The organism is Pseudundibacterium arcticum (genome assembly GCF_042646465.1).
GTDB classification, from domain to species: Bacteria; Pseudomonadota; Gammaproteobacteria; order Burkholderiales; family Burkholderiaceae_D; genus Undibacterium_A; species Undibacterium_A arcticum.
Genome location: NZ_JBHRTP010000038.1, coordinates 122,402 through 136,479, shown reverse-complemented (window position 1 = coordinate 136,479; position 14,078 = coordinate 122,402). Strand labels below are relative to the sequence as shown.

The following is a 14,078-nucleotide window of genomic DNA, read 5'->3' as shown; positions in this document are numbered from 1 at the left end:
CGCCCATGCGTTCCCGGCGAGTAAAACCCCAGCCAGCCTTATTGATGTGCCTGGTTTAACTTGCGCTCGGCGCGGCGTTGCAGCGCTTCAAAGCACAGGCTCAGGCACCAGTACACCGCGGCGGCGGCCAGATACAACGGCAGTGGTCGGAAGCTGGTTGCGATCACTTCCTTGGTTGCCAGCATCAGTTCGGTGACCGTGATCACCGATACCAGCGAGGTGTCCTTGATCAGGCTGATCAGGGTATTGCTCATCGACGGCACTGCAATGCGCAACGCTTGCGGCGCGACGATGTAATACAGCGTCTGGGCGTAAGTCAGGCCCAGGCTGTGACTGGCGGCCCATTGACCCTTGCTGACCCCCAAAATCGCACCGCGCAGGCTTTCCGACAGATAGGCGCCGGCATTCAGACTCAGTGCCAGTACGCCAGCGGTGGTGGGAGTGAACTCGATCCCGATACTCGGCAAGCCGTAATAGATCACGAACACCTGGACCAGCAATGGGGTGCCGCGCATCAGGCTCACATAGACAGCGGCGGGGCGTTGCAGCAGCGGCGACGGCAGGATGCGCGCGACCGCCAGCGGAAATCCCAGCAGCAGGCCGCCCAACATCGACGCTACCGCAAACAGCAGCGTGTAGCCGGCGCCCTTGAGCATGATGGGCGCAGCCAGCTGCAACAGCCCCTGTAATTCTGCAAAATCCATTGTTCTCGCCCCTGATAAAACCATCCCCGCCTGTGCGGGGATGGAGTGTTTCCATTATTAACTGGAACGGTGAAACAGGGCAAATTAACGGCAAACGAAAAATTTAGCGGGCGGCGGGCGCCTTGCTGACATCGACGCCGAACCACTTTACCGATACTTTCTTGAAGCTGCCATCCTTGATCGCATCGGCCAGCGCCTTGTTGAGGGCAGCCTTGAACTTCGGATTATCTTTCTGGAACGGGATTCCCATCTTCTCCACGCTGCCGATCGGCGCGCCGGCCTTGATCGGCAGATGCGAGGTCTTCAGCAGGTACGCCACCATCAGGCTGTCGTTGAGCGCAGCGTCGATGCGGCCGGTCGCCAGGTCGTTCAGGTATTCCGGGGCACCGGGATAGCTCTTGACGTCGATTTCGCTGATGGCCTTGGCCTTTTGTTCGAAGTTGCTACCTTGGCCCACACCGAGCTTTTTGCCCTTCAGGTCGTCCAGATCCTTGAAGTTACGCTTCTCGTCTTTTTTCACGATCAGCTGGGGACTGGAAATGGTGTATGGATCGGAAAAGTCGAAAGTCTTTTCGCGCTCCGGCGTGATCCCGACCTGGTTGACGATCACATCGTACTTGCCGCTGGCCAGGCCGGCCAGGATGCCGCTCCACTCGGTGGTGGTGAATTCCGGCTTGAGGCCCATTTTTGCAGCCAGCAATTTCGCCACATCGACATCGAAACCGGTCAACTCCTTGGTGGTCTGGTCCTTGAAGTTGAATGGCGGGTAAGTGCCCTCGACCGCGATTCTCAATGTGCCGCGGTCCTTGACCGTATCGAGCAGGTCGGCCGCCACGCCGTGTAACGCAACGCCGGCCAGCAGCGCGCCGACGAGCAGTTTTGAGAATTTCAGCGAAATAGTGTGGGTCGAATCATTTTTCATTTAAGGCTCCTGAGAAGGACTGCAGAAAAAATGCGTGGTGAGGTATCGCAGTGATGATTGATTTTCTTGCCAGTATATTAACATCCCCGGTTTAATATTTGCGGTAGCCGATCTAACCAACAGGAGTATATTAATAAATTCGAACAGTCGAAACAGATGCCCTGGCGTTCGCGAAACCGCGTGCCGATAGTTCATTCGGACCAATCCGCCGTACCGCTCGGCTAGTTTGACGATGTGGCAATTGTGCCAGAGTGTTGTTCTGCGCACAATCTTCCGGAACCAGGTCAGGCCTGGTCTTTTCCGGGCCAGCATGAGACGACCGTGCTGCGCACCCAAGCGGGCCGCCATAGCAGTGCAGCAAGGTGCATCAATTGCAGGCACACGAGTAAGCACATAAGGGAGCAATTTCACCTTGTCATCACTAACGTTTACCTGCAATGACACCAATGGCGAGCTGGAGGTCCGCTTTGATCCGGCTGTCGCCGCGCCGGCGCCCGATGTCGCGACATTTAACCAGGCTTTGGTCGATAGTGGCTTTGGCAACCTCCATATCTATCAGCACGCGCTGACGGGTTTCATCAACGCCTGCGGAACTGCCAGTACCGAGCTGACTGCCGTGATCGGCAAACGGCGCGATGGCGAATTTTCCTTGAAAGTGGCTGCCGATCTGATGTCGGCCCGTTTGACGCTGATCCCGCCGCAAGGTGGCCGGGCGGTGGCCGGCGCCGTGCGCGCAGCGCTACAAGAACAAGGCATCGTGCACGGCATTTTGCACAATCAGTTGGACGCGGCGCTGGCGGCCGGTGCATGCGAGGATCTGATTATCGCCGCCGGCAATTGGCCGCTCGATGGTACCGAAGCACGTTTTGAAGCTCTGCTGGCCGACAAGGACCAGGAGTTGTCGCACGTAGATGAAATGGCGAACATTCAATATCGCGATCTCGGCCATCTGTTGCTGGTTGAGCCGGGCGATCGCTTGATGCGGCGTACACCGGCAATTCAGGGGTGTGACGGGATCGATATCAGGGGCCAGACCTTGCTCGCGAAACCAGTGCCGGACCGGCCGTTTGACAAGAATTTGCAAGGCGCCGCGCCGGCGCCCGATGATCCGGATCTGCTGCTGGCGACCATCGCCGGACAGCCGGTGCCGATGGCCGATGGTGTGATCGTCAATTCGGTGATCGAAGTGCCGAACGTGGATCTGAGTACCGGCCATGTCGTGTTTGCAGGGACGATTCGCATCAGCGGCGACGTCAAGGCCGGCATGCGACTGGACGTGACGGGCGATGTGTTCGTCAGTGGAACGGTCGAGGCGGCGCAAATCACCGCCGGCGGTAACGTCGCCGTGAAGGGCGGCATCATCGGACATGCCGACACCCACTTCGCCGGCAATGTGCTAACGCCATCGACTGCACGCATCATTTCCAAGGGTTCTGTACAGGCGTTGTTCATGGAGAACGTCCACGTGGAGGCCGGCGATTCCATCCTGATCCACGGCAGTGCGCGCCAATGCGAGTTGGTGGCCAGGAATGAAATAATTGTCGGCAAGAAGAATCCAAAATCCAGTCAAATCGTCGGCGGCAGCGCACTGGCCACGCATCGGGTCAAAGTCGGATTGCTCGGTTCGCCGAACGGCATCAAGACCCGCGTGCAGGTCGGCTTTGATCCGTATCTGGATCAAGTGCTGCACGGGTTGGAGCAGCAGCAGCAGCGCAAGTTGGGGGATTTCGAACAGGTGCTGAAGCTGATCACCTATTTCAATAAGAATCCGCACAAGAACGTCGGTGGCATCGGCGCCAAGGCCGAAGCCACCCGCCTGCGGTTGCTGGAAGAGATCGACAGTCTCGGTGCCGAACAGGCCCAACTGTCCGAGAAAATGGGTTCGATCGACAAAGCGCGAATCGAAATCGGCACGGCGCTGTATGACGGCGTGGAAGTGCGCATCGGCAATCAGGTGTGGCAAGTATTAGATGAAATCGGCGCCGGCACTGTGCTGGTGAGGGACGGCAAGATCACGGTCCGCGCATGACGGCTGTGATCAGCGGGGGATGCGCAAAATTAGTGAATCGGTGACAGCGCGCCTTATGCAAAAAATTTGACGCCGGGCGCGGCCTGCCAATAGTCACCCTCGGTCTCGTGGTTGACCTGCTTGGCCATTGCGCGGGCCGCAAACAGCGGATGCGCGATGGCCTCGTCGGCGCGCAATATCGGTGTCACACAGCAGTCAACGCCGGCAAATTTTTCGGTCCAGAATGCCAGGGTCTGCTGGGCAAAAATCGCATCCAGCGCGGCCTTGACCGCCATCGCGTCGGCGCCGCCAATCTGCTGGCCGCAACTCCAGTGCCTAGCCTTGAGGTCGGGACGACCCAAAACATCGCAGCAAGTTTCCCAGAATTTCAGTTCCAGCGCCCCGACCGCCATGAAGCGCTGATCGCTGGTGCGATACACGTTGTAGCAAGGCACGCCACCGGTCAGCAGATCGCGCCCCGGCTGCGCCGGCCGGCCGAAATTATTGACCGCGACCAGCGGCATGATGTTGTGGGCGAACACCGCGTCAGTCATCGACACATCGACAAAACTGCCCGCGCCGCCCATCTTTACCGCCAGCAACGCGGCCAGCATTCCTTGCACCGCAGTCTGCGCGCCGCCGAGCAAATCGCCGATTTGCAAATTCGGCAGCGCCGGTGTCGCGGGTGGTGCAGCCGGATCATCCGCTTGCCTGACATTCTGCTCCAGCATGCCGGCATAACCGATGTAGTTGATGTCATGGCCGGCCAGATGCGCGAACGGACCATGCTGTCCGTAGCCGCTAATCGCACACATCACCAGTTTCGGGTTGCGTGCCTTCAGCACCTGCCAGCCGACCCCGAGCTTGTCCATCACGCCGGGGCGGAAGCTTTCGACCACCACGTCGGCCGTCTCCACCATCTGCAAGAACTGTTCGCGCTGGGCGGCATCCTTCAGGTCCAGCTTCAGCATTTGCTTGCCGCGATTCACCGCGAGGAAGAATTGCGACACCTGATGCCGCACATGGCCCATGCTGCGCGCGTAATCACCGGCGCCGGTGTCCTCGATCTTGATCACCTCGGCCCCCATGTCGGCCAAGTGCTGGGTCGCGACCGGGCCGGGCAGCAGGCGGGTCAGGTCGAGGATGCGGATGCCGGTTAGGGGGTGGTCGACGGAGGTGTTCATGGGCGGTTTGGGTTGATTGATGGTATTGATTGTGCCGAGATTATGCGCCAAGCCTTCCAACATCTCGGAAGGCGGAGGCCTGATATCCGCAGGGTGTTTCCACCAGTTTGATCGGGGATGACGAACATCCGCCTATGAACATCCGCCGCCTTACCCCTACCGATGCTCCCGCGTATCGCGCACTCATGCTCGACGCCTACCAGCGTCACCCCGACGCCTTCACCTCCAGCGTGTCCGAGCGCACAGCGCTTCCGCTCGCTTGGTGGGAGTCCCGGCTCCAGCTTGAACCGCTGGCCTCGGAGGTGGTGTTCGGCGCATTTCGCGATGAGCGCCTCGCCGGAGTGGCCGGCCTGTCGTTCGAGTCACGCGAGAAGGCACGCCATAAGGCCACGCTGTTCGGCATGGTTGTGCCAGCCGAGTCTCGGCAAGGCGGCCTCGGTCGCCAACTCGTCCTGGCAGCGCTTGCGCACGCGAGGGGCCGCGACGGCGTGAGGGTGGTGCAACTCACGGTCAGGCACGGCAACGCGGCCGCACAAGCGCTGTATGAGCGTTGTGGCTTCGTTCAGTTTGGCCTGGAGCCGTTTGCGGTTGCCGTTGGCGCCGAGTTCGTGTCGAAGGTGCACATGTGGTGCGATCTGGGTTGCGGGCTCTCCCTACAACCGCCTTCTCCTCCCACCGAGCGGAGCTGTTCCAGCTAGGCCGTTGGGATAACCAGAACCCATTTGATAGGCAACATCACGCGGCCAGCTTTTCCAGCTCTTCCTGCTGTTCCAGCCACTCACCTTCCAGTTGCGCCAGGTCCTTGGTGTAATACGCCTGATCGGTCAGCAACGTCTTTAGCTTGGCCTTGTTGGCGTTGTCATAGACACCCGGTTCGGCCAGTTGCGCATCGATCTCCGCCTTTTGCACATTGCGTTTGGCGATCTGCTCTTCCAACCGTTTGATGCGGGCGTCAATCGGTTTGCGCAGCGTCGTCGTGCGTTGGCGCTGTTCGGCATCGAGTTTCTTTTGATCGCGTCGATCGACCGTCGGTGTGGCAGCCAACGCTACCGGAGACGCGACCGGCAGGTCGACACTCTTGTCCTTGGCCACCGGCAGCACGTGGGTGCCCTTGCCGAGCTTGGTCTGAACCAGCCAGTCCTTGTAGTCGTCGAGGTCGCCATCGAACGGTTGCAGCTTACCGTCGGCGACGATGATGAACTGGTCGGTGGTCGCACGCAGCAGGTGGCGGTCATGCGAGACCACCACCAGCGTGCCTTCGAACTGGGCCAGCGCGTCGGTCAGCGCCTCGCGCGTTTCCAGATCCAGATGGTTGGTCGGCTCATCGAGCAGCAGCAGGTTGGGGCGCTGCCAGACGATCAGGGCCAGCGCCAGGCGCGCCTTTTCGCCGCCGGAAAACGGGGCGATCGAGGCGGTCACCATCTGGCCAGGGAAGTTGAAGCTGCCGAGGAAGTTGCGCAGTTCCTGCTCGCGCACGGTCGGCGCGATCTTGGCCAGATGCCATAGCGGCGATTCATCGTGGCGCAGCATTTCGACCTGGTGCTGGGCAAAGTAGCCGATGGTCAGGCCCTTGCCGGTGGTAAAGGTGCCGGTGACCGGATTGATGTCGCCGGCGATGGTCTTGATCAGCGTCGATTTGCCGGCGCCGTTGACGCCGAGCAGACCGATGCGCTGGCCGATCTGGAGCGAGAAGTTGATGTTGTTGACGATGATTTTTTCGCCGATCTGGTCGCCGTGCTCATCCTTGAGCTGGTAACCGGCATTCACTTCTTCCATCACCAGCAGCGGATTCGGTGCATTCAGGGGTTCGCGGAACTCGAACGAGAATTCGGCAGCGGCACGCAGCGGCGCCAGTTCCGCCATCTTTTCCAGCGCTTTCATGCGGCTCTGGGCCTGGCGCGCCTTGCTCGCTTGCGCCTTGAAGCGGTTGACGAAGGATTCCAGATGGGCGCGCTGGCGGTTCTGCTTTTCCATCGCGCCTTGCGCCAGGATCATCTGCGCCGCGCGCTGGCGTTCGAAGCCGGAGTAGTTGCCGGAGTAGCGCTTCAGCTTGCGTTCGTCGATGTGGACGATCACGTTCACCACTTCATCCAGGAAGTCGCGGTCATGCGAGATGATCAGGAGCGTGCCGGCGTAGCGTTTGAGCCAGTCTTCAAGCCAGATGATGGCGTCCAGATCCAGATGGTTGGTCGGCTCGTCCAGCAGCAGCAGGTCGGACTGGCACATCAGCGCCTGCGCCAGATTCAGGCGCATGCGCCAGCCGCCGGAGAAGCTGGCGACCGGTTGCTGCATCTGGTCCAGCGTGAAGCCGAGACCGAGCAGCAGTTGCTCGCCGCGTGAGTTGACGGTGTAGGCGTCGGCGTCGGCCAGCGCGCCGTACAGGTTGCCGATGGCGATGCCGTTTTCGGTGGTTTCCGGTTGCGCCTCCAGCGCAGCCAGTTCTGCTTCCAGCTTGCGCAACGTGATGTCGCCGTCGATCGCGTAATCGAGCGCGGCGCGGTCCAAGGCCGGGGTTTCCTGTGCGACGTAGGCGACACGCCACTTGGCGGGATAGTCGATTTCCCCCTGGTCAGCGTGCAGTTCGCCGCGCAACAGGCCGAACAGGCTGGACTTGCCGGCGCCGTTGGCACCGATCAGGCCGATCTTGTCGCCGGGATTGAGGGTGACGTCGACCGACTCGAGCAGCGGTTTGACGCCGCGCATCAGGCTTACTTGTTGAAAACGAATCATCTTATTTCTATGGGAGTATGCGGTAAAACCATGCTGTTACCGCATGTTTTTGTTGCGAGTTAAAAAATACAGAGGGGAGTATGACTTTGGGTCAGACTCCCGCGATGCTGCTCTTGCTGGTGTTCCTGTTGCGGGGGAAAGCGCGCATTGGGGACCACGCTGCGCTAATTTGGCAGCTTATCGTTTCAATTGTTCCTCGGTCACTAAAAACACCATGTCGTCGCCGGCGCTGGTCGAGACCCAGGTCAGCTCCAGATCGGGAAAGGCGGCCTCGGCAAATGCCCGTTCGTTGCCGATTTCGACCATCAACACACCGTTTTGCTTCAATCGTTGTTTAGCGCCAGCAACGATCTTGCGCACCAGATCCATGCCGTCACTGCCGCCAGCGAGCGCGATCTGCGGTTCCCGCCGGTACTCTTGCGGCAGCTTGGCCATCGAGTCCGAATTGACATACGGCGGGTTGCTGATAATCAGGTCGTACTTCTTGTCCGGCACCTGGTCGTACAAGTCCGATTCGATCAGCGTGATGCGCTCCTGCAACGCATAGTCGTCGACATTGCGCCGCGCTACTGCCAGCGCATCGGTCGAGATATCGACCGCGTCCACCTGCGCCTGCGGAAACGCATCGGCCAGCATGATCGGCAGACAGCCGGAGCCGGTGCACAGATCCAGAATGTCGGTCACTGCATCAGGATCGCCGACCCATGGCGACAATTGGTGCGGGATCAGTTCCGCAATAAACGAGCGCGGCACGATCACGCGTTCATCGACGTAAAAACGGTAGGTGCCAAGCCAGCCTTCGTTGGTCAGGTAGGCCGCCGGTACCCGTTCGACGCTGCGCCGCTCGATGACGGTCAGCACGCTGTCCACTTCTTCCGGCAGCAGGCGCGCGTCGAGGAAGGGATCGAGCTTGTCCAGCGGCAGTTTCAGCGTGTGCAGGATCAAATAGGCCGCCTCGTCCAGCGCATCGCTGCTGCCGTGACCGAAGAACAGCTTGGCGCCGTTGAAGCGGGTGATCGCATAGCGCAGCAAGTCGCGCGGGGTCTGGAAGGTGTGGGCGAGTGGATTCATTGCAGCTTTAAGGGGTCTGGGCGATCAATGCGGATGCCGCCGATATTGGTAATAGTGTGTTTTCATGGAGTATGTTCTCACGCTCCAATTTTTATTTGCGGAAGCATGGCTTGGCGATGGGAGTATTCGATGGTCGTGCAACCGGCATGTCCGCCCGATTGCCGGCCATCGTCACTCATTCCTATATCAGCAGGTTTTCCAGCAGGCGCCGGTAAATATTCTTCAACGGTTCGACGAAGCGTAACTCGATATGTTCATCGATCTTGTGAATGCTGGCGTTCGGCGGCCCGAATTCGATCACCTGCGGGCAGATTTGCGCGATGAAGCGCCCATCCGAAGTGCCGCCGGTGGTCGACAGCTCGGTCTCGAGCCCGGTCTCGGCCCGAATCGCGTCCGACAGTGCATCGCTGAGTACGCCGCGCGGCGTCAGGAATGGCAGTCCGTTGACGGTCCACTTCAGGCTGTATTCGAGCTTGTGCCGGTCCAGGATCGCATGCACCCGTTGCTGCAGACCGTCGACCGTGCTGGCGGTCGAGAAACGGAAATTGAAGTCGATCACGACTTCGCCCGGAATCACGTTCGACGCGCCGGCGCCGCCGTGGATATTCGACATTTGCCAGGAAGTCGGCAGATAGTATTCGTTGCCGGCATCCCAATGTTCTTCCACCAGGTCGGCCAGCGCCGGTGCAGCCAGATGGATCGGGTTCTTGGCCAGCTGAGGATAGGCGATGTGGCCCTGCACGCCGCGAATCGTGAGCTTGCCCGACATCGAGCCGCGCCGCCCGTTCTTGCTCATGTCGCCAAGCAGATTGACCGAGGTCGGTTCGCCGACCAGGCAGTAATCGATTTGTTCGCCGCGTTTTTTCAGTTCATTGCACACCACGACGGTGCCGTCCGTGGCCGGACCCTCTTCGTCGCTGGTGATCAAAAATCCGATCGAACCCTTGTGGCCCGGATGGGCCGAGGTGAATTCCTCCACCGCCACCACCATCGCCGCGATCGAGGTCTTCATGTCAGCCGCGCCGCGACCGTACAGCTTGCCGTCGCGCCGGGTCGGTACGAACGGCAACGAGTGCCACTGCTCGATCGGGCCGGTCGGCACCACATCGGTATGGCCGGCGAACACCAAGAGCGGTTGTGCCGTCGCGCCGTTACCTGCCGCGCCGGTGCGCTTGGCCCACAGGTTGGTGACGTCGCCGGAACGGATCGTCTCGCAGACGAAGCCGAGCGGCTCCAGCAGTGCGATCAGGCGCTGCTGGCAGCCCTTGTCTTCGGGCGTGACGGAGGATAAGGCGATCAGTTCTTCGGTGAGCGCCAGGGTTTTGCTCATAGTGGTGCCGCTTTAGTAGTATTTAGTTACGTTATTGAAAAATCTGTCGGTACAGCTCGTCCGAAAACCCGGTGAAATGACGCTGCGCGCCGCCGGCATCGCGAACGCATAATACCGGCCGCTTGACGATCGATGGCGATTCCAGCATCAGGGCGGCCGCACCCACAGCATCGACGGCGACTGCCTTGCGCTCGTCCGGCAGTGCGCGCCAGGTGGTTCCTTTGCGGTTCAGCAATACGTCCCATGCCAGATCGGACAGCCAGCCGTCGATCATGCTGCGGTTGATGCCGGCCTTCTTGAAATCGTGGAACGCATACGGCTTGCCATGCGCGTCTAGCCAGGTGCGGGCTTTCTTCACCTGGTCGCAATTCGGGATACCGTACAGCGTGATCTGCATCTCAGCTATTGAGCGTAAATTCGGTGAACGAGGCATCGGCATCATTCTTGACCTTCTCTTCCTCAGGCTGGAACACCTTGCTGGCCTTCTCGTTATTGTTCAGCATCCACAACAGGTTGTTGGCCGAGTCGGCATTGTCCAGTGCCTCATCCTGCGTGATCAGACCCGACCTGATCAGGCTCAGCAAGGCTTGCTCAAACGACTGCGAACCTGGTGCCAGGCTCTTTTCGATCGCGTCCTTGATTTGGTCGATACTGCCTTTTTCGATCAGATCGGAAACATAGCGGGTGTTGAGCATGATCTCGACCGCCGGGAGGCGGCCGCCATCAATGGCGCGGATCAGGCGCTGGGAAATGATGGCGCGGACGGTGGAGCCAAGATCCTGCAGCAGCGCCGGACGGTTTTCGATCGGGTAGAAGCTGATGATGCGGTTCAACGCGTGGTAGCTGTTGTTGGCGTGCAGCGTGGCCAATACCAGATGGCCCGATTGGGCATACGCCAGCGCCGATGCCATCGACTCCTTGTCGCGAATTTCGCCGATCAGGATGCAATCGGGGGCCTGACGCAGTGCGTTTTTCAGGGCGATTTGCAGACTGACCGCGTCGCTGCCGATTTCACGCTGGTTGACCAACGATTTCTTGTTTTGGAACGCATACTCGATCGGGTCTTCCAGCGTCAGGATATGACCGGTTCTGGTTTCATTGCGATAGTCGAGCATCGATGCGATGGTGGTCGACTTGCCGGACCCGGTGGCACCGACCAGCAGCATCAGGCCACGCTTCTCCATGATTAGCTCGGACAGGATCGGCGGCAAACCCAATTGATCCAGCGCCGGGATGGTCACCGGTACATAGCGAAACACCGCCGAAAACGTGCCGCGCTGGCGAAATGCGGACAGCCGGAAACGGCCAACGCCGGGCGCCGAAATCCCCATGTTCAGCTCGTGGTCGCGTTCCAGCGTTTGTAGCTCGGCAGCAGATACGACCTCGGACAGCAACGCCAGGATGCTGGCGTTGTCCATCTTTTGCTGGTTGATCGGGATCACGTTGCCATTGATCTTCAGATGGACCGGCGAATTGACCGCGAAGAACATGTCCGACGCTTCTTTTTCCTTCATCAACTGGAACAAACGGTCCATCGCCATGATGCGCTCCTACCTCTAACGAAATACGAAAGAAAAATAGCCGGTGAAAACGGCTTCCCGGTGCTCAGTCGCCGCGTAGCAATTCATTGATGCCGGTCTTGGCGCGGGTCTTGGCGTCGACGCGCTTGACGATGACTGCGCAGTACAGGCTGTATTTGCCGTCGGCCGACGGCAGGTTGCCCGATACCACCACCGAGCCTGCCGGCACGCGGCCATAGCTGACTTCGCCGGTGGCGCGATCGTAGATCTTGGTTGACTGACCGATGTAGACGCCCATCGAAATGACCGAATTTTCTTCGACGATCACGCCTTCGACGATCTCGGAACGGGCGCCGATGAAGCAGTTGTCTTCGATAATCGTTGGATTGGCCTGCATCGGTTCCAGTACGCCGCCGATACCAACGCCGCCGGACAGGTGGACGTTCTTGCCGATCTGGGCGCAGGAGCCGACCGTGGCCCACGCGTCGACCATCGTGCCTTCATCGACATAGGCGCCGATGTTGACGAAAGACGGCATCATGACGACGTTTTTGCCGATGAAGCTGCCGCGGCGGGCGACCGCCGGCGGCACCACGCGGAACCCGCCCTTGGCGAAGTCGGCCGCGGTGTAATTGGCGAACTTGGTTGGAACCTTGTCGTAAAACTGCATCGCATTGATGCCATCGGCACCGGCTGGCATCACGAAGTTGTCTTCCAGGCGGAACGACAGCAGCACCGCTTTCTTGACCCACTGATTGACGGTCCAGTCATTGCCGATCTTTTGTGCGACGCGGATGGAGCCGAGATCGAGCTGTTCGATGATGTGGCTGACGGCGTCACGCACTTCGGCAGGTGCCGACGATGGTGAAAAGGAGGCGCGGTCTTCCCATGCCTGGTCGATGATTTGCTGGAGTTGTTGGGTCATCTGCTTGATCTGCCTGAATGGTTAGCGAAAATGTGGTGTTTGCTTGATGATGCTTGGTGATTCTTGGTGATAGTCGGGTGATTATCGGGTCATTTAGCGACGATTCGCCTGTTTTTGCGTGAATTCGACGATGCGGCGTGCGGCTTCCAGGCACTCGTCCTGTTCGGCCACCAGCGCCATCCGGATGCGGCCTTGGCCCGGGTTGATGCCATGCGCGTCGCGCGCCACGAAACTTCCCGGCAAAACCGTCACATTATATTCGGCATACAGACGTCGGGCGTATTCGGTATCGGACAGCGTCGTCAATTTCCCGACGTGCGCCCACAAATAGAAGCCGGCGTCCGGCAGCGCAACGTCCAGCACTTGCTGCAGCATCGGCGTAATCTGGCTGAATTTGGCGATGTACTTGGCACGGTTTTCCGCCACGTGCGCCTCGTCATCCCATGCGGCGATCGAGGCGGCCTGGATCGCGGGGCTCATCGCGCTGCCGTGGTAGGTGCGATACAGCAGGAATTTTTTCATGATATCGGCGTCACCGGCCACGAATCCGGAGCGCATGCCGGGCACATTCGAGCGCTTGGACAGGCTGGAAAACGCAATCAGGCGCGGATAGCCAGTGCGGCCGAGCTGGTGCGCGGCTTCCAGGCCCCCCAAGGGCGCCACGTCCTTGAAATAAATCTCCGAGTAGCATTCGTCGGCGGCGATCACGAAGCCGTAGCGGTCCGACAATGCGAATAGTTCCTCCCACTCGTCCAGCGACAGCACGGCGCCGGTCGGGTTGCCGGGCGAGCACAGGTACAGCAGTTGCACGCGCGCCCAGACTTCGGCTGGGATGCTCTTGTAGTCCGGGGAAAAATTGCGGGCCGGATCGGAATTGGCGAAATATGGCTGTGCGCCGGCCAGATAGGCGGCGCCTTCATAGATCTGATAAAACGGATTGGGGCACAGCACCAGCGCGTCCCGGGATGGATCGATCACCGTCTGCGCCAGTGCGAACAAGGCTTCACGCGATCCGTTGACCGGCAATACCTGCGTCGCAGGATCCAGTTTCGGCAAACCGTAGCGCCGCTCCAGCCAGCCGGCAATCGTCGCCCGCAGCGCGTCCGAGCCGGCGGTGGTTGGATAGCTGGCCAGCCCGCCGAGGCTGTCCGCCAGCGTTTGCTGGATGAAGGCAGGAGTCGGATGCTTGGGCTCACCGATGCCGAGACTGATCGGGCGATACGCTGGATCGGGAGTAATGCCGGCAAAAAGCTGTCGCAGCTTTTCAAAAGGATAGGGTTGCAGCTGGTCGAGAAGTGGATTCACGGCGGATACGCTAATGAGCAAAGGAGGTGAGACTGAAAACAAGAATGACACAGCAATGAAACAATGAGAATCGCAGCGATGATGCGTGCCGCAGCAATTTTAATCCTGCATTATAGCGTCCCATAGCGTGCCATCGCCGCCAATAACTTGCCTTGCGGCAGTTCATCGTGCGCATGATGGCGGCCAGGCATTTGCTTCTCGGAACTTTTAGTGCGGATCGCGGGTCGGAAAGTCGGACAAACTGGTTGGAATGCTATGATAATGGCGCCTTGGGCTGACGCCTTGGCGTCGCTGGCGAGACCACTGTCCGCAGCTGAAGAAAGCTGCCAAAATTTCTTTTTGTTCTCGGCATAAATCGATAACATCTTCAAACATACGC

At 59.7% G+C, this 14,078-nt stretch carries 13 protein-coding genes; 2 read left to right on the top strand and 11 right to left on the bottom strand.

Going from position 1 to position 14,078, the window contains the following annotated elements; genetic code table 11:
* Positions 1-38: 38 nt before the first annotated feature.
* Together ACFOFO_RS13060 and ACFOFO_RS13055 are read right to left on the bottom strand one after the other, a co-directional pair.
* Positions 39-704, bottom strand: a complete 666-nt coding sequence (locus ACFOFO_RS13060; RefSeq protein WP_390324656.1) for an amino acid ABC transporter permease — start codon at positions 702-704, stop codon at positions 39-41.
* 103 nt (positions 705-807) lie between these two features.
* Entirely contained in the window at positions 808-1,626 is an 819-nt protein-coding gene (locus ACFOFO_RS13055) for a cystine ABC transporter substrate-binding protein (RefSeq protein WP_390331728.1), read from the bottom strand.
* Between the two features lie 412 nt (positions 1,627-2,038).
* On the opposite strand from ACFOFO_RS13055, the gene ACFOFO_RS13050 reads away from it, so the two are divergent.
* Positions 2,039-3,655 carry a DUF342 domain-containing protein gene (locus ACFOFO_RS13050; RefSeq protein ID WP_390324658.1) on the top strand — a complete coding sequence of 539 codons (1,617 nt, stop codon included), beginning with the start codon at positions 2,039-2,041 and terminating at the stop codon, positions 3,653-3,655.
* Positions 3,656-3,708: 53 nt separating this feature from the next.
* On the opposite strand, the gene ACFOFO_RS13045 is transcribed toward ACFOFO_RS13050, so the two are convergent.
* Complete coding sequence (locus ACFOFO_RS13045) at positions 3,709-4,818, bottom strand: CaiB/BaiF CoA transferase family protein (protein ID WP_390324660.1); 1,110 nt, start codon at positions 4,816-4,818, stop codon at positions 3,709-3,711.
* A gap of 134 nt (positions 4,819-4,952) precedes the next feature.
* Here ACFOFO_RS13045 and ACFOFO_RS13040 point away from each other — a divergent pair, with 134 nt between their 5' ends.
* Positions 4,953-5,516 (top strand): GNAT family N-acetyltransferase, encoded by a 564-nt coding sequence (locus ACFOFO_RS13040; RefSeq protein WP_390324662.1) that lies wholly within the window; start codon positions 4,953-4,955, stop codon positions 5,514-5,516.
* Between the two features lie 37 nt (positions 5,517-5,553).
* Here the strand turns inward: ACFOFO_RS13040 and ACFOFO_RS13035 are convergent, their stop codons facing one another.
* The 8 genes from ACFOFO_RS13035 to ACFOFO_RS13000 all read right to left on the bottom strand — a co-directional run bounded on the left by ACFOFO_RS13035 (position 5,554) and on the right by ACFOFO_RS13000 (position 14,070).
* Positions 5,554-7,548, bottom strand: a complete 1,995-nt coding sequence (locus tag ACFOFO_RS13035) for an ATP-binding cassette domain-containing protein (RefSeq protein WP_390324664.1) — start codon at positions 7,546-7,548, stop codon at positions 5,554-5,556.
* A gap of 177 nt (positions 7,549-7,725) precedes the next feature.
* Complete coding sequence (gene prmB, locus ACFOFO_RS13030) at positions 7,726-8,619, bottom strand: 50S ribosomal protein L3 N(5)-glutamine methyltransferase (protein WP_390324666.1); 894 nt, start codon at positions 8,617-8,619, stop codon at positions 7,726-7,728.
* A gap of 181 nt (positions 8,620-8,800) precedes the next feature.
* A complete protein-coding gene (gene dapE / locus ACFOFO_RS13025) occupies positions 8,801-9,949 on the bottom strand; it encodes a succinyl-diaminopimelate desuccinylase (protein ID WP_390324668.1) in 1,149 nt (382 codons plus the stop codon).
* Positions 9,950-9,980: 31 nt separating this feature from the next.
* Positions 9,981-10,346, bottom strand: a complete 366-nt coding sequence (locus tag ACFOFO_RS13020) for an ArsC family reductase (protein ID WP_390324670.1) — start codon at positions 10,344-10,346, stop codon at positions 9,981-9,983.
* A gap of 1 nt (position 10,347) precedes the next feature.
* Positions 10,348-11,490, bottom strand: coding sequence for a PilT/PilU family type 4a pilus ATPase (locus ACFOFO_RS13015; RefSeq protein ID WP_390331726.1), 1,143 nt, complete (start codon positions 11,488-11,490; stop codon positions 10,348-10,350).
* 64 nt (positions 11,491-11,554) lie between these two features.
* Positions 11,555-12,394, bottom strand: coding sequence for a 2,3,4,5-tetrahydropyridine-2,6-dicarboxylate N-succinyltransferase (dapD, locus tag ACFOFO_RS13010; protein ID WP_390331724.1), 840 nt, complete (start codon positions 12,392-12,394; stop codon positions 11,555-11,557).
* 93 nt (positions 12,395-12,487) lie between these two features.
* Complete coding sequence (dapC, locus tag ACFOFO_RS13005) at positions 12,488-13,699, bottom strand: succinyldiaminopimelate transaminase (RefSeq protein ID WP_390324672.1); 1,212 nt, start codon at positions 13,697-13,699, stop codon at positions 12,488-12,490.
* A gap of 110 nt (positions 13,700-13,809) precedes the next feature.
* Entirely contained in the window at positions 13,810-14,070 is a 261-nt protein-coding gene (locus ACFOFO_RS13000; RefSeq protein WP_390324674.1) for a hypothetical protein, read from the bottom strand.
* Positions 14,071-14,078 lie beyond the last annotated feature (8 nt).

Coding starts and splice junctions, on each gene's coding strand:
- ACFOFO_RS13060 (WP_390324656.1), bottom strand. CDS start 704: ATGGATTTTGCAGAATTACAGGGGCTGTTGCAGCTGGCTGCGCCCATC.
- ACFOFO_RS13055 (WP_390331728.1), bottom strand. CDS start 1,626: ATGAAAAATGATTCGACCCACACTATTTCGCTGAAATTCTCAAAACTG.
- ACFOFO_RS13045 (WP_390324660.1), bottom strand. CDS start 4,818: ATGAACACCTCCGTCGACCACCCCCTAACCGGCATCCGCATCCTCGAC.
- ACFOFO_RS13040 (WP_390324662.1), top strand. CDS start 4,953: ATGAACATCCGCCGCCTTACCCCTACCGATGCTCCCGCGTATCGCGCA.
- ACFOFO_RS13035 (WP_390324664.1), bottom strand. CDS start 7,548: ATGATTCGTTTTCAACAAGTAAGCCTGATGCGCGGCGTCAAACCGCTG.
- prmB (WP_390324666.1), bottom strand. CDS start 8,619: ATGAATCCACTCGCCCACACCTTCCAGACCCCGCGCGACTTGCTGCGC.
- dapE (WP_390324668.1), bottom strand. CDS start 9,949: ATGAGCAAAACCCTGGCGCTCACCGAAGAACTGATCGCCTTATCCTCC.
- ACFOFO_RS13020 (WP_390324670.1), bottom strand. CDS start 10,346: ATGCAGATCACGCTGTACGGTATCCCGAATTGCGACCAGGTGAAGAAA.
- ACFOFO_RS13015 (WP_390331726.1), bottom strand. CDS start 11,490: ATGGCGATGGACCGTTTGTTCCAGTTGATGAAGGAAAAAGAAGCGTCG.
- dapD (WP_390331724.1), bottom strand. CDS start 12,394: ATGACCCAACAACTCCAGCAAATCATCGACCAGGCATGGGAAGACCGC.